Annotated in this window: 25 protein-coding genes and 1 tRNA gene; 20 read left to right on the forward strand and 6 right to left on the reverse strand. The window is 37.1% G+C overall.

Annotation, left to right across the window (positions count from 1 at the left end):
- A partial coding sequence (locus tag M0Q17_RS01525) for a sensor domain-containing diguanylate cyclase (RefSeq protein WP_295082579.1) occupies nucleotides 1-2,169 on the forward strand: 2,169 nt, incomplete at its 5' end.
- Nucleotides 2,170-2,180: 11 nt separating this feature from the next.
- Here M0Q17_RS01525 and M0Q17_RS01530 read toward each other — a convergent pair.
- The 4 genes from M0Q17_RS01530 to M0Q17_RS01545 form a co-directional block, all read right to left on the reverse strand.
- Nucleotides 2,181-3,110, reverse strand: a complete 930-nt coding sequence (locus M0Q17_RS01530; protein WP_295082581.1) for a cation diffusion facilitator family transporter — start codon at nucleotides 3,108-3,110, stop codon at nucleotides 2,181-2,183.
- A gap of 85 nt (nucleotides 3,111-3,195) precedes the next feature.
- Nucleotides 3,196-3,897: a TonB family protein gene (locus M0Q17_RS01535; RefSeq protein WP_295082583.1), complete on the reverse strand. Its 702-nt coding sequence runs from the start codon at nucleotides 3,895-3,897 to the stop codon at nucleotides 3,196-3,198.
- Nucleotides 3,898-4,140: 243 nt separating this feature from the next.
- Nucleotides 4,141-4,479: a P-II family nitrogen regulator gene (locus tag M0Q17_RS01540; RefSeq protein WP_295082662.1), complete on the reverse strand. Its 339-nt coding sequence runs from the start codon at nucleotides 4,477-4,479 to the stop codon at nucleotides 4,141-4,143.
- A gap of 142 nt (nucleotides 4,480-4,621) precedes the next feature.
- Entirely contained in the window at nucleotides 4,622-5,875 is a 1,254-nt protein-coding gene (locus M0Q17_RS01545) for an ammonium transporter (protein ID WP_295082585.1), read from the reverse strand.
- Between the two features lie 218 nt (nucleotides 5,876-6,093).
- Between M0Q17_RS01545 and gyrA the strand changes: the two genes are divergently transcribed.
- The 9 genes from gyrA (at nucleotide 6,094) to M0Q17_RS01590 (ending at nucleotide 14,562) form a co-directional block, all read left to right on the forward strand.
- Nucleotides 6,094-8,577 carry a DNA gyrase subunit A gene (gene gyrA / locus M0Q17_RS01550; RefSeq protein ID WP_295082587.1) on the forward strand — a complete coding sequence of 828 codons (2,484 nt, stop codon included), beginning with the start codon at nucleotides 6,094-6,096 and terminating at the stop codon, nucleotides 8,575-8,577.
- Between the two features lie 45 nt (nucleotides 8,578-8,622).
- Complete coding sequence (locus M0Q17_RS01555; protein ID WP_295082588.1) at nucleotides 8,623-9,189, forward strand: LPP20 family lipoprotein; 567 nt, start codon at nucleotides 8,623-8,625, stop codon at nucleotides 9,187-9,189.
- Entirely contained in the window at nucleotides 9,138-9,548 is a 411-nt protein-coding gene (locus M0Q17_RS01560; RefSeq protein ID WP_295082590.1) for a hypothetical protein, read from the forward strand. The genes M0Q17_RS01555 and M0Q17_RS01560 overlap by 52 nt, the downstream gene beginning before the upstream one ends.
- A 34-nt stretch (nucleotides 9,549-9,582) precedes the next feature.
- The gene (locus tag M0Q17_RS01565) at nucleotides 9,583-10,875 is read left to right on the forward strand and encodes a sigma-54 dependent transcriptional regulator (RefSeq protein WP_295082592.1); all 1,293 of its coding nucleotides are present in this window, start codon (nucleotides 9,583-9,585) and stop codon (nucleotides 10,873-10,875) included.
- A gap of 9 nt (nucleotides 10,876-10,884) precedes the next feature.
- Nucleotides 10,885-11,919 carry an aspartate-semialdehyde dehydrogenase gene (locus M0Q17_RS01570; RefSeq protein ID WP_295082594.1) on the forward strand — a complete coding sequence of 345 codons (1,035 nt, stop codon included), beginning with the start codon at nucleotides 10,885-10,887 and terminating at the stop codon, nucleotides 11,917-11,919.
- A gap of 1 nt (nucleotide 11,920) precedes the next feature.
- The gene (locus tag M0Q17_RS01575) at nucleotides 11,921-12,439 is read left to right on the forward strand and encodes a YqhA family protein (protein ID WP_295082596.1); all 519 of its coding nucleotides are present in this window, start codon (nucleotides 11,921-11,923) and stop codon (nucleotides 12,437-12,439) included.
- Nucleotides 12,440-12,464: 25 nt separating this feature from the next.
- Nucleotides 12,465-13,496, forward strand: a complete 1,032-nt coding sequence (gene hemE / locus M0Q17_RS01580) for a uroporphyrinogen decarboxylase (RefSeq protein ID WP_295082598.1) — start codon at nucleotides 12,465-12,467, stop codon at nucleotides 13,494-13,496.
- Nucleotides 13,497-14,429: a radical SAM protein gene (locus M0Q17_RS01585; protein ID WP_295082601.1), complete on the forward strand. Its 933-nt coding sequence runs from the start codon at nucleotides 13,497-13,499 to the stop codon at nucleotides 14,427-14,429.
- A gap of 58 nt (nucleotides 14,430-14,487) precedes the next feature.
- A tRNA-Asn gene (locus M0Q17_RS01590) sits at nucleotides 14,488-14,562 on the forward strand.
- Nucleotides 14,563-14,627: 65 nt separating this feature from the next.
- On the opposite strand, the gene M0Q17_RS01595 is transcribed toward M0Q17_RS01590, so the two are convergent.
- Nucleotides 14,628-15,317 carry a cytochrome c3 family protein gene (locus tag M0Q17_RS01595; RefSeq protein WP_295082602.1) on the reverse strand — a complete coding sequence of 230 codons (690 nt, stop codon included), beginning with the start codon at nucleotides 15,315-15,317 and terminating at the stop codon, nucleotides 14,628-14,630.
- Nucleotides 15,318-15,763: 446 nt separating this feature from the next.
- On the opposite strand from M0Q17_RS01595, the gene M0Q17_RS01600 reads away from it, so the two are divergent.
- From M0Q17_RS01600 to exbD, 6 genes are read left to right on the forward strand one after another with little or no spacing between them, the layout of a single operon-like run.
- Nucleotides 15,764-17,122 (forward strand): phosphomannomutase/phosphoglucomutase, encoded by a 1,359-nt coding sequence (locus M0Q17_RS01600; RefSeq protein ID WP_295082604.1) that lies wholly within the window; start codon nucleotides 15,764-15,766, stop codon nucleotides 17,120-17,122.
- The gene (gene pyrC, locus M0Q17_RS01605) at nucleotides 17,119-18,126 is read left to right on the forward strand and encodes a dihydroorotase (protein WP_295082606.1); all 1,008 of its coding nucleotides are present in this window, start codon (nucleotides 17,119-17,121) and stop codon (nucleotides 18,124-18,126) included. Before M0Q17_RS01600 ends, pyrC begins: the two co-directional genes overlap by 4 nt.
- A complete protein-coding gene (locus M0Q17_RS01610) occupies nucleotides 18,119-18,772 on the forward strand; it encodes a response regulator transcription factor (protein ID WP_295082608.1) in 654 nt (217 codons plus the stop codon). Before pyrC ends, M0Q17_RS01610 begins: the two co-directional genes overlap by 8 nt.
- On the forward strand, nucleotides 18,762-19,592 hold the full coding sequence (locus M0Q17_RS01615; RefSeq protein ID WP_295082610.1) for a HAMP domain-containing sensor histidine kinase: 831 nt from the start codon (nucleotides 18,762-18,764) through the stop codon (nucleotides 19,590-19,592). Before M0Q17_RS01610 ends, M0Q17_RS01615 begins: the two co-directional genes overlap by 11 nt.
- A complete protein-coding gene (exbB, locus tag M0Q17_RS01620; RefSeq protein WP_295082612.1) occupies nucleotides 19,592-20,044 on the forward strand; it encodes a TonB-system energizer ExbB in 453 nt (150 codons plus the stop codon). The genes M0Q17_RS01615 and exbB overlap by 1 nt, the downstream gene beginning before the upstream one ends.
- A gap of 2 nt (nucleotides 20,045-20,046) precedes the next feature.
- Nucleotides 20,047-20,445, forward strand: a complete 399-nt coding sequence (gene exbD, locus M0Q17_RS01625) for a TonB system transport protein ExbD (protein ID WP_295082614.1) — start codon at nucleotides 20,047-20,049, stop codon at nucleotides 20,443-20,445.
- Here exbD and M0Q17_RS01630 read toward each other — a convergent pair.
- Nucleotides 20,439-20,678, reverse strand: coding sequence for a hypothetical protein (locus M0Q17_RS01630; RefSeq protein ID WP_295082616.1), 240 nt, complete (start codon nucleotides 20,676-20,678; stop codon nucleotides 20,439-20,441). The genes exbD and M0Q17_RS01630 overlap by 7 nt on opposite strands.
- A gap of 121 nt (nucleotides 20,679-20,799) precedes the next feature.
- On the opposite strand from M0Q17_RS01630, the gene tpx reads away from it, so the two are divergent.
- The 4 genes from tpx (at nucleotide 20,800) to M0Q17_RS01650 (ending at nucleotide 24,748) form a co-directional block, all read left to right on the forward strand.
- Nucleotides 20,800-21,309: a thiol peroxidase gene (gene tpx / locus M0Q17_RS01635; protein WP_295082618.1), complete on the forward strand. Its 510-nt coding sequence runs from the start codon at nucleotides 20,800-20,802 to the stop codon at nucleotides 21,307-21,309.
- A 118-nt stretch (nucleotides 21,310-21,427) separates the two neighbouring features.
- Nucleotides 21,428-22,354, forward strand: coding sequence for a ribose-phosphate pyrophosphokinase (locus M0Q17_RS01640; RefSeq protein ID WP_295082620.1), 927 nt, complete (start codon nucleotides 21,428-21,430; stop codon nucleotides 22,352-22,354).
- A gap of 13 nt (nucleotides 22,355-22,367) precedes the next feature.
- Entirely contained in the window at nucleotides 22,368-24,158 is a 1,791-nt protein-coding gene (lepA, locus tag M0Q17_RS01645) for a translation elongation factor 4 (RefSeq protein WP_295082622.1), read from the forward strand.
- 14 nt (nucleotides 24,159-24,172) lie between these two features.
- Nucleotides 24,173-24,748, forward strand: a complete 576-nt coding sequence (locus M0Q17_RS01650) for a ComF family protein (RefSeq protein WP_295082624.1) — start codon at nucleotides 24,173-24,175, stop codon at nucleotides 24,746-24,748.
- Nucleotides 24,749-24,787: the final 39 nt, after the last annotated feature.

Here is a 24,787-nt window from a genome sequence, read left to right on the forward strand (position 1 = left end):
AGAATCTATAATGGATATAGATTTGTCTACCCTGTTTTAGATGGAGATAAACACTATGGAAGTGTTGAAATCTCAGTCTCTATGCAAGAGATAGTTAAACAGCTAAAAGATGAGGCTGCTGCTGATGTGGAGTTTATCATCAAAAAAGACATAGTTGAGAAAAAGGTTTTTGCTAATGAGAAACACAACTATACTCAAAGCAATATTAGCCATGAATATCTCTATGAAAAGAGCATATCTCAAGAGGGAAATAAGCTTATTGAAAAATTAACCGCAAATTACTCAAAACTAAAAGAGAGCATCTCACTAGGTTACGGATTTAGTTTCTTTTCATGCCTTGATGATAAGTTTTATATGACTACATTTATCCCTATTATAAACAAATACTCAAACCAACAAGTAGCATATATAATGGTTAGTCGTCCAAATTCATCGCTTGAATTTATGTTTAAAAAAAATAGGTTTATAAATGTAATTGTTATCTTTTTTCTTGCTCTGCTTACATTTTTTTACTATAAAATTCAAAAAAAGCATGAAATACTGAAAAAAAATAATATTTTACTCAAGGAGGTAGAGCATATTGCAAAGCTTGGTTCTTGGGAACTTGATGTAAAAATAAATAGGTTGACATGGAGTGATGAAACCTATGCTATTTTACATCAAAAGCCGCACTCTTTTGAGCCGACTTATGAGATTTTTTTAAGTTATGTCCACCCAGATGATAAAGAAGAACTAAAAAAAGCCTTTATTGAGTCGATAGAGACAAAAAGTAACTATCATATTCAGCACAGAATAGTAAGAGCAGATAGCTCGATTGCTTATTTAAATGAGATTGGGCATCACACTTATAATGTAAAAGGTGAACATATTCACACTATGGGAACGGTTCAAGATATAACAAATCTTATTGCTTATGAAGAGAAGATATCTCATATAAAAAATGAACTCCAATCCATAGTTGACAATATTCCGGATATTATATTTAGATGTAAAACTAATACTGAAATGACGATGCTTTTTATAAACAGAGCCGTCTATAAAATAACCGGCTACAAAGCACAAAGTTTTATACTAAATAAAATCAAAAATTATAGAGATATAATTCACCCGAGTGATAAACAAACTGTTATCTCAAAAATCAAAGAAGCTCTAAAAAATGAGAGTGAATATACTATGGAGTATAGGATTTTAAACTCTATTGGGGATACTGTATGGGTTCGCGAAAGCGGCAAAAGAAGAACAAGCGAGGATGGGTTGCAAACTCTAGAGGGCATCATCTCAGATATTACTTACCAAAAGAACAGTTTGGACAAACTACGCAAATTTATAGACCTGCAAGATAGCATTGTTATTTTGTCGGATGAAACTAAAATGCTCTTTGCAAATCAGAAGTTTTTTGATTTTTTTGGGTATGAGGATTTAGAGTCGTTTTCAAAAGAACACACCTGCATATGCGCCATGTTTATGCAAGATAATGCTTTCTTCCATATGGGAAAAATGCTGCCCAAAGAGGATCACTGGGTAAGAAGTTTGCTAAATCTCCCCGGCAGAGAGAGAATTGTCTCCATGCAAAACAAAAATAAAACAGCACATGCATTTTCAGTCTCTATTAACAACTATGACCCGCAAACATATATCATCAACTTTAGTGATATAAGTGATACTATGTTTGAAAAGTTGCAACTAGAGATAAAGGCTGTTAAAGATCAACTTACAAACGCCTACAACAGGACATTTTTCGACTCCTCAATAAAAAGCATAATCCACAACAACGAAAAACAAAACGGCAAAACCGGAATCATGATTTTTGATATTGATCTCTTTAAAATTGTAAATGACAGCTATGGTCACGATGTTGGAGATATGGTTCTAAAAAATTTAGTCAATACTGTCAGCCGTTTCATAAGAAAAGATGACAAGCTAATAAGATGGGGAGGCGAAGAGTTCATTATTATTATGTACGCTAAAACTATCGAAGATGTCATAAGACAAGCGGAGCATTTAAGATTTGTGATACAAAATGACAAGCCTGAAAATATACCTGCTATCACTTGTAGTTTTGGTGTTGCACTTCATGAAAATGACGAGGCAATCCAAGAGACTATAAAAAGAGCCGACGAAAAGCTTTATGAAGCAAAAAGAGGCGGCAGAAATCAAGTGAGATCATAAATAATCTCTACTTACTCAAACTCTATCTGTATAGTTACATGCCCTATGTTAAATTTATGCTCTAAGAATTTGCCGACATTAACAATAGTATCGTTATATAGCATCTGCTCTTTAGAGTCTAAAACTATATGGCATGTAAGATAGTAGTAGTTGTGCGAAATCTCCCAGCAGTGTATATCATGCAGATCGACTATATATTTAAACTCCTCTAAAATAGCGCTCTTTATCTCTTGGGGATTATGGGGAGAACCCTCTAAAAGAACATGTATGGAGTTACTAAGCAGGTCTTTTGCCCATTTTGCTATCACAAGAGCTACAAGCAGAGCCAAAATGGTATCGAGTATATAGAATTGTGTATAGTAGATAACAATAGCGCCTAAGATAATAGCCACAGAGGAGATTGTATCTGCTAGCATATGCAAAAATGCGGATTTTATGTTGATGTTGTCATGATTTGCTCTTAAAAGTATAAGCCCCGTAATTACATTTACAACCAATCCTAATGTAGCTATAAAAATAGTTGCGCTTGCGAGTATCTCCTCTGGATGCAAGAGTCGCATTATCGCTTCATAAACTATCCACAAAACTGAGAGTGCAATGGTAAGACCGTTAATAAATGCCGCTAACACCTCAGCTCTAAAGTAGCCAAACGACTTCTTATCATCAAGCTTTTTTGTAGAGATAACAAGCGCAAAAAGTGAGAGTCCAAGCGCAAAAGCATGGGTAAACATGTGAATTGCATCACTGATAAGTGCAAGAGAGTTTACATAAATCCCACCTACTATCTCAACTATCATAACCACAAAAGTTATAATAAAAGAGATTTTTAAAAGCTTTTTATCTTTAGTGGTACTATGGTCATGCGAATGTCCGTGCGCATCTTCATGCCCCTTGTTTGCTAAAGGATGATGGTGATGATTGTCGTTATGTTTACATCTCATATATCTTAATTCCTAATTTTTAAAAAACACATTATCACTTAAGCTCCCTTATTAAACAATAAACTTATTTTCAGATTAAAAAGGTTCAATTCAGTGCATAATCAATTGGCAGATTCAAGGTAATTTCTTGCTCTGGCTTTGGAAATTTTCCTGAGAGTTCCTCTATAGTCTTAACAGCCGCGCGGCTTAAAATGTCACTGCTTGAATCAACTACTTTAATATAGTAAACTTTTGCATCAACTCCTAAAGTAAATCTTATACTTACTCTGCCCGTGATATTTCTCTTACGCGCCGCAATGGGATAGTAAAGATTGTCTCTTATAAGTTCACTTATTTTTTGGGTATTTATTTTGATATACTGATCTTTACTTCCATCCTGCTCTTGCTTGACATCTTCTTTTTTAGGTTTTAAAAGAACATGGGTTAGCGCTTCTTCGTTTTTGGTAATTTCTACTTTTGATATTGGGTTAGGTTTGTCTTGTGAAATCTCCGCTATCTCTGGGGATATCTCTTTTGGAGTCTCTTGAATTTGTTTGGGTAGAGCCTGTTTTATTATCGGTTTTGGCTTTTGTTTTGGTTCTATTTTAGGTTGTGGTTTTGCTATCTGCTCTTTTACTGGCTCTATAGATTTTTGTTGATGCTCAACTCTGCATAACTCTACACAAATTTTATGTTCTAAGTGAGTTCTTTGTACTTTTGAAATGCCACTCCACGCGAAGTATAGACTAATAAATAATAACGCATGAATGCTAAGTGATATAAAAAAGGAACTTTTGTGTCTAATCATAAATGAGATAATAACAAAAAGATTGTTACTGCTTTGTTAAATGGAAAAAATCTATCTTGCATTTTTAAACTTCGGATAAAATTCAACCCCGCATTCGTTAATACTCAGCCCGATAAGTTGCGCTTCATCACTTTTAAAGTATTAAAGAAATTTATATTTTTTGATACTGCTTTTGCTGTTTTGTAACTGATTAATTTTTAATCAGTTACTTTGGAAAAAGGAAAAAAATCCTTTTTCTAGTGACTATATAGCTTCGCTGTCAGTCTCACCTGTACGAATGCGAATAATCTTCTCAATATCCGTTACAAATATTTTGCCATCACCTATCTTGCCTGTTCTAGCAGCTTCTACAATAGTATCTATAACCTGCTCTACACTATCGTCGTTAACTACCATTTCCAATTTTATCTTTGGCAGAAAATCTACAACATACTCAGCACCGCGATAAAGTTCACTATGCCCCTTTTGACGACCATAACCCTTCACTTCGCTTACCGTCATGCCTGTAATTCCTATCTCTGCCAAAGCATCCTTTATATCTTCTAGTTTAAATGGCTTTATAACCGCCTCTATTTTTTTCATCATAATATCTCCAAATCAAGTTTAAAATTGTAACCGTTTTTATGTTTTTACACAACTACTATAGATCTACTCCTTTACGGAGTTAGCTTTAGTGTCTTAGCGGCAAGCATAGCTGAGGGAATTACTTCCCTCGGCGTTCAAATTATAGGTTTAATGCCTTTTCGCCATGAAAAGTCTCATCAAGCCCTCTGCTCTCGCTATCGTCATCAACTCTGCCTCCGCCTGTAAGCGTTGAAGCAATAAAATAAACAACTGCTGTCGCAACGGCGCTGTATGCAATTGTTAGAGAGATTGCCTTAAACTGGCTTAGAAGCTGTGAAGCCATGTTGTACTCTTGCGGCACCGCATAAGGTGCTATAAATATAGCTGTAGCAATTGAGCCCCAAATACCAACTAATCCATGAATCCAAAAAGCGTCCAAAGCATCATCTACTTTAAACATATTTTTAAGTTTTGCAACAGCTAAAAAGCCCAAAATACCGCCGATTAAACCGATAATTATAGCTCCCTCGACACCAGCACTGCCTGAGGCAGGAGTTATTGCCACCAAACCGGCAACAGCACCGGATGCACCTCCAACGAGGGTAGCCTTCTTATAGACAAACCACTCGGCAATAATCCAACCAATAACACCAAGTGCAGCAGAAACATTTGTAACCAAAAATGCAGATGCAGCAACACCGTCTGCAGCTAACTCTGAGCCGGCATTAAAACCAAACCATCCAAACCACAGCAGTGCTGCACCAAGTGCTACTAGTACAGGTGAAAACGGCTTTATAGCAACTTTGCCGTAATCTCTTCTGCGCCCAAGTATTAAAGCCACAACCAATCCTGCAATACCTGCATTTAAATGAACAACCGTTCCTCCTGCAAAATCCATCTCACCGAAGTTAAGAGTCTCTCCTCCACCCCAAGTCCAATGCGTGATTGGTGCGTAAACTACAGCTATCCATAAAGAGGCAAACACTATAAAGGTTGAAAATTTAACTCTCTCTATCATAGATCCGCTAGCAATTGCAACTGCGATAGCCGCAAAAGTCCCCTGAAAAGCTACAAAAAGAAGCTCAGGAATCGTCCCGCTTAAAGTTTCTGATGTAATTCCAGATAAAAGCACCTTCCCGCTACCGATTAAATTACCTTCTCCAAAAGCAATAGAGTAACCGACAAGCACCCATACTAAAGTTCCAACTGCATAAGCACCCAAACTCATACCTATTGTGTTTAGTACATTTTTAGAGCGAGTCAAGCCACCGTAAAATAGTGCTAATCCGGCAGGTGTCATAAGCATAACAAATGCAGTGGCAACAAGCATCCATGCAGTATCGCCGCTATTTAACACATCCTCAGCAAATACAAAAGAGGGCAAATACAGCAAACTAAATAAAAATATTTTCATCACTAAATCCTTTTTTTAATCTAACAAAATTATATAGCTTCCAAAATAATTATATGATAGAAAACTGATTATTTTTTAATCAACTATTAGTTTGCAACACATTTTCACGCTATCTTAAAATTACAAAGAAACTTTTATACCTTTACGCAATTCTTAAGCGACAATGAGATATCATCCATAGAATTCATTTTTCAATTTATAAAGATTAGGTGTTATATATGGGAAACTTGCTAGACAATGATAATATACAGACTATAAACATTGAAGAGACTCTTCAAAACAGTTACCTTGACTACTCTATGAGCGTAATCGTAGGTCGTGCGCTTCCTGATGTGCGTGACGGACTTAAGCCTGTTCACAGAAGAATCTTGTACGCTATGGACAAACTTAACCTTTCATATGGCGCAAAGTTTAAAAAATCTGCGCGTATCGTAGGTGACGTTATCGGTCAGTATCACCCGCATGGGGATACTGCAGTTTATGATGCACTTGTTCGTATGGCTCAAGACTTCTCCATGAGAATGAAACTTGTTGATGGGCAAGGAAACTTTGGTTCGATTGATGGCGACAATGCAGCAGCTATGCGTTATACTGAAGCTAGAATGACAAAATATGCAGGTGAACTTCTAAAAGATTTGGAAAAAAACACTGTTAATATGATTGAAAACTATGACGGAACTACTGTTGAACCTGATGTTATGCCAACTAGAGTACCAAACATACTTATAAATGGCTCTTCGGGGATTGCTGTAGGTATGGCGACAAATATTCCTCCGCATAATCCTCAAGAGATTATGATGGGATTAAAAGCACTTTTAGCAGATCCTGATATTGAGCTTTATGATTTAATGGAACATATTAAAGCTCCGGATTTTCCTACAGGCGGGACAATATTTGGCAAAAAAGGGATTATGGATGCATATGAGACAGGTCGCGGACGCATAAAAGTTCGTGCCAAAACTCATATTGAGAAAAAAGGCAACAGAGATGTTATCGTAATTGACGAGCTTCCTTATCAGGTAAACAAAGCCCGCTTAATAGAAAATATCGCCAACTTAGTAAAAGATAAGATGATTGATGGTATTTCAGAGATTCGTGACGAATCTGACCGTGACGGTATCCGCGTTGTAATTGAGCTAAAAAAAGATGCAATGAGCGAAATAGTTCTTAACAACCTCTTCAAGCAGACAAGTATGCAGACTACTTTTGGTATCATCATGCTATCTATATTAAATCAAGAACCGAGAATTTTTGGCATTATCGATATACTAAAACACTTTATAAATCACCGTAAAACTATTATTATTCGCCGTACTATTTTTGACCTTGAAAAAGCAAAAGCTAGAGCGCATATCTTAGAGGGTCTAAAAAAAGCGCTTGATATTATTGATGAGATTATCAGAGTTATCAAGTCAAGCAAAAGTATCGAAGATGCAAGAGACAACTTGATTTCAGAGTTTGATTTTACGCCAATTCAAGCGCAAAGCATCGTAGATATGCGCCTTGGAAGACTTACAGGTTTAGAGCGTGAAAAAATCGAGAATGAGCTTCTTGAACTTCTTGCACTTATAGAGTATTTAGAATCAATTTTAAAAAGTGAAGAAGTTTTACACGGCATCATAGATCAAGAGTTTGATGAGATTCTCTCTACTTATACAGATGCTAGAAGAACCGACATTGAGGATGATTACGACGATATAGACATAGAAGATTTAATTCCAAATGAGCCTATGGTTGTAACTATCACTCACAGAGGTTACATCAAAAGAGTTCCTTTGGCGCAGTATGAAAAACAAAAAAGAGGCGGTAAAGGCAAGATAGCAGTTACTACCTACGAAGATGACTTTATTGAGAGATTCTTTACCTGTAATACACATGACACACTTCTTTTTGTAACAGACCGCGGGCAACTCCACTGGCTAAAAGTGTACAAAATCCCTGAGGGAAGCAGAACTGCAAAAGGCAAGGCGGTTGTAAACCTGCTTAACCTAGTTGCAGAGGAGCAAATTCAATCAATCAACCCTACAACAGACTTCAGTGAAGAGAAATCTCTTGTATTTTTCACTAAAAAGGGCGTTGTAAAAAGAACAAACTTAAGCGAATTCTCCAATATAAGAAGTAACGGGGTTAGAGCTATAAGTCTTGATGATGATGACTCTATCATAACGGCTAAAATTGCAGACAGAAGCATAAAATATCTATTTATCGTAACAAAACTTGCGCAGTGTATAAAATTTGACATAGAGAAAACTCGTGATCAGGGAAGAAATACAAGAGGAGTTCGAGGCATCAAGTTTAAACATACTTCTGATGAAGTAGTTGATGCAAACATAATTGCAAGCGATGAAGAGGAAATTTTAATAGTTAGCGAAAAAGGTATCGGTAAGCGTACTGATGCGGGAGAATATCGTTTGACTAACCGTGGCGGAAGCGGTGTTATTGCTATGAAAATGACTCAAAAAACAGGAAAATATGTAGTTGGATGTCTTATGGTCGATGAAAACATGGACATGATGGCACTTACAAAAGCAGGCAAGATGATAAGAGTAGATATGCAAACTATCTCCAAATCAAGCAGAAATACAAGCGGTGTTTATATAGTTAAAGGCGATGATGTGGCGAATGTTTCTCGTTGTCCGAAACAGCCGATTGAAGATGAGGAAGGCGACGACTCTCTTCTTGAATTAAACGAATTGGAATAATAGTTGCTATTGTAGCAATATAAAAACCATGTCAAGGGACAAACAATGAAATCTTTTATATTAGTTGCGATACTTTTGAGTGTTTCAACTCTAATGGGTGCAGATAAAACTAGCACAGTAGATATTGCAGTTATTGAGCAAACAAATGCTGAACTTGCTAAAGTTAAAGCTGAAGTGGCTCAAATAAAACAAGAGAACCAAAGAGTTGCAGAAGAACTCGCTGTTGCTAAGGCTCAAAAAGAAGAAGAGATAGCTTCTAAGATAGCTTCTGACATAGCCGAAGAAGAAGTTTTAGAAAAAAACAAAACTATACATATCTCTGTTGTCGGACAAGGTGTTGCACCAATGAACACCTCTTCTCCCGCTCAAGCGTACGCACTTGCAAAAAGAGCGGCTATTGCTGATGCTTATAGAGCAATCGCCGAAAAAGTAAAGGGTGTTCGCATAGATGGACAAGATACTATCAAAAATATGATGGTTCAAAGATCAACAGTTCGCACGTATGTTCAAGCGATGGTAAGAAATGCCGACATTGTTGAAACAACTTTCAAAGAGGGCTTATGCGAAGTAGAGATGGAAATCTTAATTTCTCACTCAGACTTTGTTCAATAATACTCTTTAACTCGCTTGCACTCTGTGCAGACGAGTATCTTATCTCCTACAAATATATAGTAAAAGACGCAACTCTTTACAATGAGACACTTCTAGTATCCAAAGCTATGACAAAATGCCAAGGCAAACCACAAGAAGAGTTTATTTTGCAAAATAGCGCGCAAGGGGACTTAAAAGAACTCCTCAGTAAAAACCCTGAAGAATTTATAGAGTATATTCACAAACTCGGTCTTCATGTAAATCATGATGAAAAAACTATAAATATGCAAAACAGCTTCACAACAATAATGACACTCAAAACTACTTGCTTCAAAGTCGATTTTAATGATAATTTTGCTATCATTGCACCTTTAAAATAAGGGTATTAAAATACTCAAACTCTAAGGTTTTTTAGTGAAAATTGCAATAGTCGAAGATGATATCAATATGAGAAAATCTCTTGAAATCGCTATGAGCGACTATAAAGAGTTTGAGATTCAAACATTTAAAAATGCAAAAGACGCACTAAAGGGCATTGATGAGAGTTTTAACCTAATTATTACAGATATTAATATGCCAGGAATGGACGGCATTGAGTTTATAAAAACACTTGGCGGCAAATTTGAAGTCATAATAATGACCGGAAATGCAACTCTTCAAAGAGCTATAGAGTCTATTCACCTCGGTGTAAAAGATTTTTTACTAAAACCCTTTGATGTAGATACTCTCATAGGTGCTATTAAAAGAGAAGACAAAATACAAAAGGTGCAAAAAAGCATCCCTCAAAAAAGCAGCAAAAACCCTACTAATGGTTTTTTAGGCACTTCAAAAGCGTTAGAATCTGCTCTAAAAATTGCAGATAAAGCTGCTAAGACAGATGCAAGTATTTTGCTTTTAGGCGAGAGTGGTGTCGGAAAAGAGGTCTTTGCTTCTTATATACATGAGAACTCCCCCAGAGCCAAAAAACCATTTATTGCCATCAACATGGCAGCAATTCCTGATAACCTCATAGAGAGCGAACTGTTTGGTTTTGAAAAGGGAGCCTTTACTGATGCGAGCGAGGCAAAAGCAGGGCAGTTTGAATTAGCTAACGGAGGAACGCTGTTTTTGGATGAAATTGGCGAGATGCCATACAGTGTTCAAGCTAAAATTCTTCGTGCACTTCAAGAGAAAGAGATAAGAAGACTAGGTTCCTCAAAAGAGATAAAAATTGATATCAGAGTTATCTCTGCAACTAACGCAAACTTAGGTCAAAAGATAAAAAACGGCGAATTTAGAGATGACCTCTATTTTCGTTTAAATACAATTCCCATAAATATTGCGCCTCTAAGAGAGAGAAAAGATGAGATATTGCAGATAGCGCAAAAAATTTTAGAGCAAAATTGTATAAAATATGGGTTTGATTTAAAAAGCTTCTCAAATGAGTCTCAAAAACAGCTGCTTGATTACCACTGGCCGGGAAATATAAGAGAACTTATGTCTGTTGTCGAGAGAGCGGTTATACTTAGCGAGAACGAGGAGATAACGCCCCAAGAGCTATTTTTAGAATATAGAGGATTGGCAAAAAGAAGAGATATAACAGAGATGGAAAAAGAGCTGATACAAGAGGTCTTACTCTCTTCGCAAGGCAATCTTGAAAAAGCCTCTAAAACACTCGGTATGAGCAAGGCAAGCTTAGAAAAAAAGATAAAAAATCATGAACTATAAGGAGTAGATATGTCAAAAAAATATAATGTAGCAGTTGTCGGAGCAAATGGAGCAGTAGGGGAAGAGATATTGGCAATTTTGCATGAAGTATCTTTTCCAATCAACAAGCTTGTGCCACTCGCAAGCTCTAGAAGTTTAGGCAAAAGCGTAGAATTTGGTAACAAAGAGATAGCGATTAAAGAGTTGACTGACACTGTTTTCGAGGAAGAGGATATCGAAATTGCCCTCTTTTCTGCAGGTGGAAGCATCAGCGCTCAGTTTGCAGGGGCTGCTGTAAGAGCAGGCGCAGTTGTAATAGACAACACCTCTCACTTTAGAATGGATGAAAATATTCCGCTTGTTGTTCCTGAGGTAAATCCGCAAGATATTGCAAAATGGAAAAAATCAGGAATTATCGCAAATCCAAACTGCTCAACAATCCAAATGGTTCAAGCCCTAAAGCCTCTTGATGATGCATACAAATTGACAAGAGTTGATGTAAGCACATATCAGGCAACTTCAGGTGCAGGAAAAAGTGCCATGGTAGAGCTTGTCAACCAGATGAAAGATTTCTTTTCATTTAAGTTAGACGAGAGCGAGCGCAAAGCATTTAAGCACCAAATCGCTCTAAATGTAATCCCTCAAATAGACGTTTTTTTAGAAAACGGCTACACAAAAGAGGAGATGAAGATGGTTAATGAGACTACAAAAATTATGCATAGAGAAATTCCTCTAAGTGCTACATGTGTTCGTGTTCCAACTCTTCGCGGTCATGCAGAGGCTCTGACTCTTACATTTGCAAATGAAATAAATGCAAATGAAGCCAGAGAGGTGCTTAAAAAAGCTCCAAATATCATAATTTTAGACAATCCCTCAGAGTCTATCTACCCAATGCCTGCAACATCTTTAGGAAAAAACGAGACATTTGTCGGGCGCATCAGAAATGACAGTTTCTCTAAAAACATACTTCACATGTTTATTGTTGCCGACAACTTAAGAGTCGGTGCAGCGACAAATGCCGTTAGAATTGCTCAAAAATGGATAGAAATGGAAGAAGAAAAATAAAATGTTAGAGAAACTTTTTGAAAGAAGTCTATGGGGTTCAAGATTTATCATAATTCTTGCCGTAGTTTTTGGTCTTATCGGCGCTGTTTTGCTCTTTGTTGTTGCCAGTTTTGATATTTATGAAACTGCACTTTATGTTATTAACACATATATAACACATATACATCCCGAACACTTTCATGAAGAGCTTGTTGGAGGCATCATCGGTGCCGTTGACCTTTATCTTATAGGTGTTGTTATGATTATTTTTTCATTTGGTCTTTATGAACTCTTTATCTCAGATATCGATCCAGCAAAAGATAAAGATGGGTGTGAAAATCAACTCCTAGCAGTGCACTCCCTAGATCAACTAAAAGATAAAATATCTAAAGTCATAGTTATGGTTTTGGTTGTTGGTTTTTTCCAAAAAGTCGGGCATACTACATACAGCGGTGCACTAGATTTGCTCTACCTAGCTCTTTCAATCACAGCAGTTGCTGTAGGACTTTACTTTTTAAGCAAAGTCGGAAAAAGTCACTAAAAATAAAACTATACGAAGGATTAAAATGAGTAAAATATTTGTAGATGCATGCTTTGGCAAGGAGACTCCATACACTCCTGTTTGGATGATGAGACAAGCGGGTCGCTACCTCCCAGAGTATATGGAAGTGCGTGCGCAAGCCGGAAATTTTCTAAACTTATGCCATGACCCAAAAAAAGCTTGCGAAGTAACTCTTCAACCGGTTAATATAGTTGGTGTTGATGCAGCTATACTCTTTAGTGATATATTGGTTATTCCTGATGAGATGGGAATGGATTTGGAGTTTATCAAAGGTGAGGGACCAAAATTTAACGACCCTATTAAAACAGAAGCTGACTTAAATAGACTCCTCGGCGGCGAAGAAGCTGCATCTAAACTTACTTATGTTTACGACACTATTAAACTTATCAAAGAGCAGTTAGCGGATGACAAAGCTCTTATAGGATTTTGCGGTGCTCCCTGGACACTTGCAACCTACATGATAGAAGGAGAAGGTACAAAGACATACAATATCTGTAAAAAAATGATGTACTCAGACCCTGAACTTCTGCACAAAATTTTAGCAAAAGTGACAGAGGTTGTAAAACTCTATATGGAAAAACAGATTCAAGCAGGTATAGATGTTGTTCAGATATTTGACTCATGGGCTGCTGCAATTGAGCCTTCAAAATATGATGAGTTCTCTTGGAAGTACATGGTAGAAATTGCCGATTATCTTAAAGGGAAATATCCGAATATTCCGATTATTATGTTTCCAAAAGGAGTTCCCGCATTTTTAGATAAAGTGTATGGAAATTTTGAAGTTTTTGGCGTTGACTGGTCTACTCCAATGGGACTTGCAAAAGAAAAACTAGGCGATAAGTATGTTCTTCAAGGAAATATGGAGCCATGCAGACTCTACTCAAAAGAGGCAACAACAGAGTGTGTAGAAGCGCTACAGAGCATCATGGGCGGCAAAAGACATATCTTTAACCTCGGTCACGGAATTCTTCCTGATGTTCCTGTTGAAAATGCAAAACATTTCATAGCTGAATGTCATAGAGTTAGTAAAAAATAAGTGAAGACTATTTTTGGCCCTATAAACTCAAGAAGATTTGGTTCTTCTTTGGGTATAGACCTCTCCCCTGCCCTCAAACAGTGCAATTTTGACTGCCTCTACTGTGAACTAGCTCCAAGTGCAACAACTGACATGCAAAAAAAAGTGGTAGAAGTATCCACAATAATTGCCCAACTAAAAGAGCATTTAAATGACAAGATAGATGTCATAACCATAACAGCAAACGGGGAACCGACTCTCTACCCATATCTGGATGAACTCATAGATGAAATTAACAAAATCAAAAATAGTACACAAACACTCATCCTCACAAACAGCGCAACACTTGTTGATGAAAAAGTTTTTAACTCCCTTTTAAAACTTGACCAAGTCAAACTCTCTCTTGATGCGATAAGCCAAAGTGTTTTTAAGAGAATAGACAGACCGCATGTAGGGATAGAGATAAAAGATATTGTCCAAAAAGTGATAGATTTTTCCAAAGCTTTTAAAGGAAAACTTTTCATAGAGATACTCTTTGTACATGGGCTTAATGACACAGAAGATGAGATAAAAAAATTAAACGAAGTTCTGCTGAAACTAGATGTTGCTAGGATTGATTTGGGCACGATAGACAGACCGCCTGCTTATCCAGTAAGCGGACTAAGCTACAAGGAACTTCACGATGCCTCGCTGCTCTTTGAGAGTTTCTTGCCTATTCATATAGCTTCACGAGTTCACGCAGAACCAAACAACTCTAACTATAGTGATGAAGAGATTTTAAACACGCTAGACAAAAGACCGCTAACTATAGATGACATCAACCTGCTCTTTGATGAAAAAAGCAAAATACGACTTGAAAAACTCATCTCAAGCTCCAAAATAGTTACTAAAAAAGTCGGAAATTTAGAATTTTTTATCCTAAATGAAAATGAAAAGCGAAAACGCACAAAGTAGCATAGAAAAATCTTGACTTTTTAAAACTCATTAAGTATAATTCCGACCTATCAAACATTCCGGATTAGCTCAGCGGTAGAGTAGGTGACTGTTAATCACTTGGTCACTGGTTCGAATCCAGTATCCGGAGCCATACACTTCTAACCTCCTAAAATATCATATTTTAAAATTTTAATTTTTATCGCCATTTAAACATATTTATTTTATATGACATGAATTACATACAGAGCTTCCGGTATTTGGTTTTCTTAAAAAAAGTCCATATTCAGGATTATGCACATTGTGGCATGTTGCACACTCAACTTTCCCGCCAAATAGTTTTACATCAGAATCCGGAACAGCTTTAAATTCACTTGGCTTAGCAGTTGCAGCAGCATCATAGTCTATGGAAACAGGATGGTCGTCAGAGAGGATAGGTCCTACTTGCCATACTTCAGATGGAAACATGCCCGCTTCACCTCTACTAAAAGGGTGGCAAGCCTTACAGTTTAGAGAGATAGTTCCTCCTGTGCCGGAACCTGGAGGATTAAGAACATTGTGACCATCATATGCACTAACAGCACTCACTCCTTGAGAACTTATTCCATCATGACAGCTTAGACACAACATAGATGTATGAGAAGGCGTACCCGGTGCTCCGTTATACATCTCAAAAACTGATGTATCGGTTAATTTTCTGTTCCAGAGCGGACCATCTTTTAACTCTTGGCTATTTGATGAGTGCGGAGTGTGACAAAAAACGCAAACTTCCGTATTTTCACCTCCATTAGAACCATAATAATTTGACATACTCAAATCATGTTTGGACCCCACTACGCTTGCAGCATAAAGAGAGCAACTAAAGAAAATATATAGAAATAACAACAAAATAGATTTACAATCTTTCATAACAACAAAACCTTTAGAAGTAGTATTCATTTAACAACATCTAATATTTTAACTCAATATTATAATACTATATTCTTAAAGCAATTTTTATATTTTTATATAAATTTATTTATGTAAAATTATAAAAATAGAATACACCATAGATATACATGCGAAAAATAGGCACTTTAAGGGTAATAAAGAAAATATCATCATTGTTTTAATTATAATAAAAAGTAATTAATAAATAAAAAAGATAAAGTATTATTTTGTGATAATATTATTTTTGTATCACAAAAAAGCTATTCTTATTCTAACTCAATACAGCTATTTAGTCATAAAAGAACTTTATTTTATGTATACTAAAATACTTTACTTACAATTAGAGACTAAATCCATCTTCGTTTATCCAATCAAAAGTGATTTATTGTAAAATAACACCAATAAATTGATAAAAGGCAAATATTGTGAGTATTTACAGAGAGTATGACATCAGGGGAATTTATGAAAAAGAGTTAAATGAGCAGAGTGTTGTGCGAATAGGTTACGCGCTTGCTTCAAAAATCAAAGGCGAATATGTTGCCGTCGGGTATGATGCTAGAAGCCACTCTCCTATCCTCTTTGAGTACCTTGCTCATGGACTAAATGCCGGCGGTAAAAAGGTTTTGAACATGGGGCTTGTTCCTACTCCTGTAAACTACTTTACCTCCTATCAAGAGTGGAGTGGCATCACTCCATCTGCCTCGGTTATGATTACCGGTTCTCACAACCCAAGCGAGTACAACGGCTTTAAGATAACTATCAACAAGATGCCTTTTTTTGCAGAAGATATATATGCGCTCGGTCGCGAGTGTGAGGCTATGGAGTTTCCGCATATTCCAAAGAGAGATGTAACAGAGATAGATGCCGTTACAAGATATGTGGACTACCTTATCAGCGAATTTTCTCACCTCAGAGATATGCCCACGCGAATCGTATATGACTGCGGAAACGGAGTTGCGGGAGTCGTTACCGAGAGAATTTTTGACACCCTAAGGCTCAATACAAAGGGTCTGTACATCGAGCCTGATGGCACTTTCCCAAACCATCATCCAGATCCCTCCGATGAGCACAATTTAGAAGATGTAAAAAACCTCCTAGAAACTGACGGGGACATTGCTTTTGCATACGACGGAGATGCCGATAGAATCGCAGTTCTTACTCACAAGAACAACATAAAAGGCGATATGATGGCTCTTTTATTTGCTATGAAGATGGATAAACCTACCGTTGTCGGCGAAGTAAAGTGTTCGCAAGTTATGTATGATGAGCTAGAGCGTCGTGGGGCTACTGCAATCATGTACAAAACAGGTCACTCAAATATAAAGGTAAAGATGCAGGAAGTAGATGCAGACCTTGCTTGTGAAGTGAGCGGACATATATTTTTCAAAGATCGCTACTTTGGCTATGATGATGCTATCTACGCAACCCTTAGAATGTTAGAGTTACTACATGATGGAATTGATTTAGATGCAGAGCTCGCAAAACTTCCGAAAGTTTTTTCAACAGAGGAGATAAAGGTGCATACGACCGAGAGCGAGAAGTTTAAAATCATCGATAAAGTTAAGGAGCTTCTCAAAAACCCTCCCAAGTCATTTCCTGCTATAAAAAATATTATAGATATCGATGGAGTGCGCATAAATTTTGAGCGTGGATGGGGGCTTGTGCGTGCGAGCAACACGACTCCTGTTTTAGTAACCCGCTTTGAATCAACCTCGCAAGAAGAGGTAAAACTCTACGAAAAAGTGATTAACAACCTCATACAAGATGCAAAGGATTCCCTATGAAAACTCATACACTTTTAATGCCTCTTGACATGCACCTGCATCTTCGCGATGGAGTCATGCTTGAAAATATTGCTCCTCTTAGTGCTTATAGTTTCAGTGGCGCTCTAATCATGCCAAATCTTGTTCCGCCAGTTACTACGCTTGAGGATGTAAAAGCTTATAAAGAGCGTATCATCTTAGCGGCTCCAAACGACTATTTTGAGCCTTACATGACACTTTTTTATAAAAACTATAGCAAAAAATTTCTAGCTGATGTAAAAGATTATATTACGGCTATCAAGCTCTATCCTGCGGGAATTACGACAAACTCTGAGGACGGCGTTTCATCATTTGACATAGAGGAGATGCGCGAAACACTTGAGGCGATGAGTATCCTTGGAATTCCTCTTTGCGTGCATGGCGAAACTGACGGCTTTGTGATGGACAGAGAAGCTGAGTTTATGAGCATCTATGAACTTCTTGCTACAAACTTTCCAGATTTAAAAATCATTATGGAGCATATTACAACAAAAGCGGCAGTTTTGATGCTAGATAAACATAAAAACTTATATGCTACCATAACCGTGCATCACCTTCTTTTAACACTTGATGATGTTGTAGGAGGGATGATGATGCCGCATAACTTCTGCAAGCCAATTGCAAAAAGACCAGAAGATTTAGATGCACTCTTAAGCGTCGCCCTTGAGGCGCACCCAAAAGTAATGTTTGGTTCAGACTCGGCACCTCACTCAAAAGACAAAAAAGAGTCTTCGGCATGTGCGGCAGGAGTTTTTAGCGCACCGATAGCACTTCAACTTCTATGTGAAATTTTTGAACAGTATGACAAGCTTGAGAATCTTCAAGCTTTTGTAAGCGACAATGCGCAAAATATCTATGGAATTTGTCCGGAGTTTAAAGAGGTTGTTTTGCATAAAAGAGCTTTTGTTATACCTGAAACCTATAACGGTGTTGTCCCAATGTATGCGGGCAAAGTAATAAACTGGGCGATTGAGAGCATTGAGTAAAATACTGCTACTTGAGGATGACATACTTTTTGCAGAGACGCTTATAGATCTTCTGCAAGAAGCAGAGCATCAAGTCACACACGCAACAAACGGTCAAAGTGCACTAGATATTACCTTTGGAAAAAAGTTTGACCTCTATCTATTGGATATTAATGTCCCTATTATAAACGGTATTACGTTTTTACAAGAGCTAAGAGATTCGCTTGATAAAACTCCTGCTATATTTTTAACATCCCACAAAGATAAAGAGGTGCTAAAGAGAGGTTTTCTAAGCGGTGCCGATGATTATTTGAGAAAACCCTTTGATGCCGATGAGTTGCTTTTACGCATAAATGCAATTTTAAAAAGAACAAATTGCACCATAAGCAACTCCTTTGCTCTGCTTTATCATGACATGATTCACAAGAGAATTCTTTACAAAAACATGGAGTTAGATCTCTCCAAAAAAGAGTATCAACTTCTTGCACTACTTATGAAACATATAGACTACACCGTGCCAAAAGAGATGATTTTAAATGAGTTGTGGAGTAGCAATGAAGGTGGAAGCGATGGAGCAATTAGGGTCTATATAGCACGAATAAAACAGCTTGTTCCGGAAATCGGCATTGAAAATATCAGAGGCATAGGATACAGACTTGTTTCGTAATCTTCGCATAACTGTCTTTATCTACTACATGCTTACAGTTACTGTACTAATGGCAATTTTATACTACTCTATCTCCGTTGCCGAGGTTAAAAATATCTCCTTGCTATTTTTCACACTATTTGTACTAAGCGTGTTTGCAGGTATAATTATCTCAAAACTCTCTATCGACCCGCTTTTTGAGCATGTAACAAATCTTCAAAATCTCTCGACCGAGACTCTTCATGAGTTAAATCTTCCAATAAGCACGATTAAGACAAATATGCATATGTTAAAAAAAAGCCTTACCTGTGAAAAGGATTTAAAAAGAACCTACAGAATTGAGAATGCATGCGAAATGATGCAGCAACGATACAACGAACTAGACTATATGATAAAACTTCAAAGTTCCGACATTGCATACGAAAAATTTGAACTAAGCGAACTTGTACAAAACAGGGTTACTTTTTTAAACCGCATCTATACGCACATGGAGTTTGAGCTTGATTTATCCCCCTCGCAGATAAATAATGATAAAATCGGCTTATCCAAAGTAATTGATAATCTTATAGATAATGCTGTGAAATATTCACAAAATATTCACAAAGTAAGTATAAGATTAGAAAATAATATCTTGCATATACAAGATTTTGGTTGTGGTATTGATGATGAGGAGCTTTTAAGAATTTTTGACAACTACTATCAAAGCAACAAAAATATGAGAGGTTTTGGTATCGGGCTTAGTATGGTAAAGAGATTTTGTGATGCTAATGCCATTTCGCTCAGTTTCAAATCCAAACCAAATGTAGGAACAACGGTTACATTAAAATTTAAGGAAAATTAGTGGAAAAAAATATTTTAGCATATGCGGAAGTAGCGCTTGATTATGGTGTTATAGGACTTCTTGTCGTTATGAGTATTGTTACTCTGTGGCTCTTTATTGAGAGGATGATGTTTTATGCTACTGTTGATGTACAAAAGTATGCGCATAGAGATACTCTAGAGATGGATTTAACAGACAACATAAGCACTATAAGCGCCATAGGTTCAAATGCCCCTTATGTCGGTCTTTTGGGAACTGTCATAGGAATTATGCTTACATTTTATACGATGGGAGATGCGAGCGCTATAGATGCTAAGAAGATTATGGTAGGTCTTGCTCTTGCGCTAAAAGCTACTGCAATGGGACTAATAGTCGCTATGCCGGCTATCGTTGCTTATACTATTTTACTCCGTAAAGTAGAGAAAATACTAACCGTTTTTGACGTAATGCAAGACAAAAAAATAAGTAACTAACTATGGCAAAGTGTAAAAAAATAAGAAAAAGATTTGATGATATAAATGTCATCCCTTTTATCGACATCATGCTCGTTCTTTTAGTAATGGTACTAACAACTGCAACTTTTGTAAATCAGGGCATCATCCCGATTGAGCTTCCAAGCGCAAAAACAGCAACAAAAGAGGATGTTAAAAAAGAGGTTACTGTTTACGTAAATGCCAAAGGCGAGCTCTTTATAGAGAAAGAGAAGGTTGATTTAAAGACTCTCGAAATTAGACTCTCTGCTATTTCAAAGGAGCAGACGGTAGTTCTAAGAAGCGATAAGGAGTCAAAATTTCAAGACTTTGTAAATGTCATGGATATACTAAAGCGCCTAAACCACGAGCAGCTCTATATCATTACAAAAGAGAATCAATAGGCTTTTTCTAAAAGCTTAAACTTCTCTGCTCTGCCCTGCACTTCCACAGCCTTTTGCTCTGTTTTATCAGTTTGTTTTGTACTGTTTTGCTCTGTGCTAAATATCTTCTGCTCAACACTTTTTGTATCATGAAAAAGAGAAGCAGCTATGAAAAAAAGCAGCGCAATCAAGACTGTACTTGCATAAAAAAGCAGATAATTTTTAATGTGTCCGGACTCAAAAGGGTTTTGCATTTATACTCTTACATATTTTTATTTGTATCATCTCTGATGATTATACAAAAAAAGATACTCATAAAAGATAAATTACATAATTTTTATGATAATATAATTAAAAAAAATTTAAGGAATATTTATGCAAACAACAATGTTTAAAGGAACCGCGGTAAATTTAGAGGGCGATGAGCTCGGTGTTGGAGACAAAGCACCAGTTGTACATGCAATCGGAACCGACTTAAACAACGTAGAAATAGGCGGAGCCAAAGATAAGATACAGTTAATTATAACCGTTCCCTCTTTAGACACTGACACATGTGCTGCTGAAACAAGAAGATTTAACGAGGACGTAAACAATCTTGACATCTGTGAAACTACCGTAGTTTCTATGGATTTACCGTTTGCCTCAGAGCGTTTTTGTACAACAAGCGACATTGAAAACCTCTCTGTTGCAAGTGATTATCTTGACAAAAAGGTAAGCAAAGCTTATGGTGTTTTAATGGCTGATAATAAGCTAAAAGGCTTATGTGCCAGAGCCGTTTTTGTGATTGATAGAAGCGGAACTATCGTCTATAAAGAGATTGTAAAAGAGGTTACTGCCGAGCCTGACTATGAAGCGGCACTTGATGCCATCAAAGAAGCTAGATAAAATCCTCAGATGCTAAATACTATTTTAGCATCTAAGAATATTTTTAGATGTCTTTCATTTTAACAACTCCTCAGCACTATTTTTGTATAATTCCACTAAATTTTTTAAAAGGTATCCTATGCGCGGTTATAAAATTTTTGCAGGTTCTGCTAGTGTTAATTTTGCAAAAGAAGTTTGTCAGATTTTAGATGTTCCATTGGCTAAAGCTGATGTGAAAAAGTTTAGTGACGGTGAGATTTCAATTCAAATCGCCGAGAGTGTTCGCGGTCGTGACGTATTTATTGTTCAATCAACAGGCGCACCCTCAAACGACAATCTTATGGAACTACTTATCATGACAGATGCACTTCGCCGCTCATCAGCTTCGAGCATTACTGCTGTTGTTCCATACTATGGTTATGCAAGACAAGACCGCAAAGCTGCACCGCGTGTTCCGATAACTGCAAGATTAGTAGCTGACATGTATCAAACCGCAGGCATAGATAGAGTCGTAACTATTGATCTTCATGCAGGGCAGATTCAAGGTTTTTTCAACATCCCTGTTGATAATCTTTACGGCTCTGTAACTTTTGAGAACTACATAAAAAGTAAAAACCTAAAAAATCCCATCATTGCTTCTCCTGATATCGGCGGTGTAGCACGCGCTCGCTATTTTGCTTCAAGAATGGGACTTGAGATGGTAATCGTTGACAAACGCCGTGAAAAAGCAAACGAGAGTGAAGTTATGAACATCATAGGAGATGTAAGCGGCAAAGATGTTATTATGATTGATGATATGGTTGATACGGCGGGAACTATGATAAAGGCTGCAACAGCGCTTAAAAACAAAGGTGCCTCTTCTGTTATGGCTTGTGCTACACATGCCGTTCTTAGTGGAAAAGCGTATGAAAACATACAAAATAGCGAACTTGATGAGCTTATAGTTACAAACACGCTAGAGTCAAAAGCAGATGATAAGATTGTTGTCTTAACTGTTGCGCCTCTTTTTGCAGAGGTTATTCGCAGAGTCTATCACAACGAAAGCGTAAACTCGCTGTTTGCATAATTAAGGGAATTAATTGAAAAATATTAGAAACTTTTCCATCATCGCGCATATCGACCACGGCAAAAGCACTTTAGCTGATAGAATCATCCAAGAGTGCGGCTCTGTAAGCCAGAGGGAACTCGGCAAGCAGATGATGGATACTATGGATATCGAAAAAGAGCGCGGTATTACCATAAAGGCGCAAAGTGTCAGACTTGATTATATTAAAGACGGCGAACACTATATTTTAAACCTTATTGACACTCCGGGTCATGTCGATTTCTCTTATGAGGTTAGCAAATCTTTGGCTTCAAGCGATGGGGCACTTCTTATAGTTGATGCTGCTCAAGGCGTTGAAGCTCAGACTATTGCAAACGTCTTTTTGGCTATGGAAAACAACCTCGAACTTATCCCAGTTATAAACAAGATAGATTTACCTGCTGCAGACCCTGTTAAAGTTGCCCAAGAGATTGAGACAAGCATCGGCATAGATGCAACAGATGCCGTTTTGGTATCTGCAAAAACCGGCGCAGGTATTCGTGAGCTTATTGATGCTATCGTAGATAGAATACCTGCTCCAGTTGGAGATCCAAAAGCTCCAACAAAAGCAATTATTTATGATTCATGGTTTGACCCGTATTTAGGCGCCTTAGGTCTTGTCCGCGTTTTTGACGGTGAGATAAAAGTAAATCAACTTGTAAAAATTATGAGTAATGGCGAGGAGCATCAGGTTCTTGATTTGATGTACCCGCATCCGCTTAAGCGTAAAAAGACTCCTGTTATAAAAACTGGAGAGATTGGCATAGTTGTACTAGGATTAAAAGAGATACATGTTGTAAATGTAGGGGACACTATCACTGATGCCAAAAACCCTACGCACGAACCTGTATTAGAATATGAACCGGCGAAGCCTTTTGTTTTTGCAGGAATATACCCGATAGACACAGACGAATTTGAAAATTTACGCGATGCACTTGACAAGCTCAGACTAAATGATAGTTCACTCTCTTATCAACCAGAAACCTCTTTAGCTCTGGGGTTTGGTTTTCGTGTCGGATTTTTAGGTATGCTTCATATGGAAGTTATAAAAGAGAGACTTGAGCGTGAATTTAATCTTGATTTAATCGCTTCTGCCCCATCTGTTATCTATCAAGTTTATCTAAATAACGGCGAAAAAATTCATGTTCATAACCCTTCTGAACTGCCAGAAGTAACCCGTATAGACAGAATCGAAGAGCCATATATAAGAGCTACTGTTATTACTCCAAGTGAATATCTCGGCAATATTATAACTCTGCTAATAAATAAGCGTGGCACTCAAACAAAAATGACTTATCTTAACCAAGATAGAGTTATGCTTGAGTATGAAGTGCCTATGAACGAAATAGTAATGGACTTTTACGATAAACTAAAATCAATATCTAAAGGTTATGCAAGTTTTGATTATGAGCCGATTGAATTTAGAGTTGGCGACCTAGTAAAACTTGACATAAAAGTAGCTGGAGAGGCAGTTGATGCGCTAAGTATCGTTGTTCCTCGCAATCAGGCATTATCACGCGGTCGTGTTTTAGTTAAGAACATGAAAGAGATTATACCTCGTCAACTTTTTGAAGTAGCCGTTCAGGCATCTTTGGGTTCTCAGGTTATTGCAAGAGAGACTGTAAAGAGTATGGGCAAAAATGTTACAGCCAAATGTTACGGCGGAGATATCACAAGAAAAAGAAAACTGCTTGAAAAACAAAAAGCGGGTAAAAAAAGAATGAAATCCATCGGAAAAGTACAGCTTCCTCAAGAAGCATTTATGTCTGTACTAAAGATGGACTAGGAAAATGGCTTAAAATGCGCTGCTTGATGTGTGAGAATCTATCTCTCTCACATATCTGCCATAACTGTCAAAACACCTTTTTAACTCCCTCAATCTACAGGCGAAAAATATTGGGCAACATTGATGTAATTTCATTCTACAAATACAGTGACATAAAAGAACTCCTTCATACAAAGCATACAGATTTGGGCTACTATATCTACTCAATACTTGCAAAAAACTCTTTTAAAAAATTTGCCGCAGAGTTCAACTACTCGCATACTATTACCTCGATTGCGGTAGATGATTACTCCAAATATGGCTACTCTCACACGGCGATTCTTAACAAAGCGCTAAAGAGCAGATATATAAATCCCCTTTTTAACAAACTAAGAGCAAAAAACAGAGTCTCTTACTCTGGCAAAAGCAAAGAGTTCAGACTCCTGAACCCAAGAGATTTTGAGGTTAAAAATTTTAAGCAAAAAGATCTGATTTTAATAGATGATATTATTACTACGAACTTAACTTTAACTCAAGCTGTTGGAGCTTTGCAAAAAAATACCAAAAAGGTTCTCTTTTGTTTGACACTTGCAGATGCAAGTATAAACTAAGCATTTATTAAATATACTCTTGCATTATTATTTAAGGTT

This window comes from Sulfurimonas sp. (genome assembly GCF_023229105.1).
Taxonomy (GTDB): Bacteria; Campylobacterota; Campylobacteria; order Campylobacterales; family Sulfurimonadaceae; genus Sulfurimonas.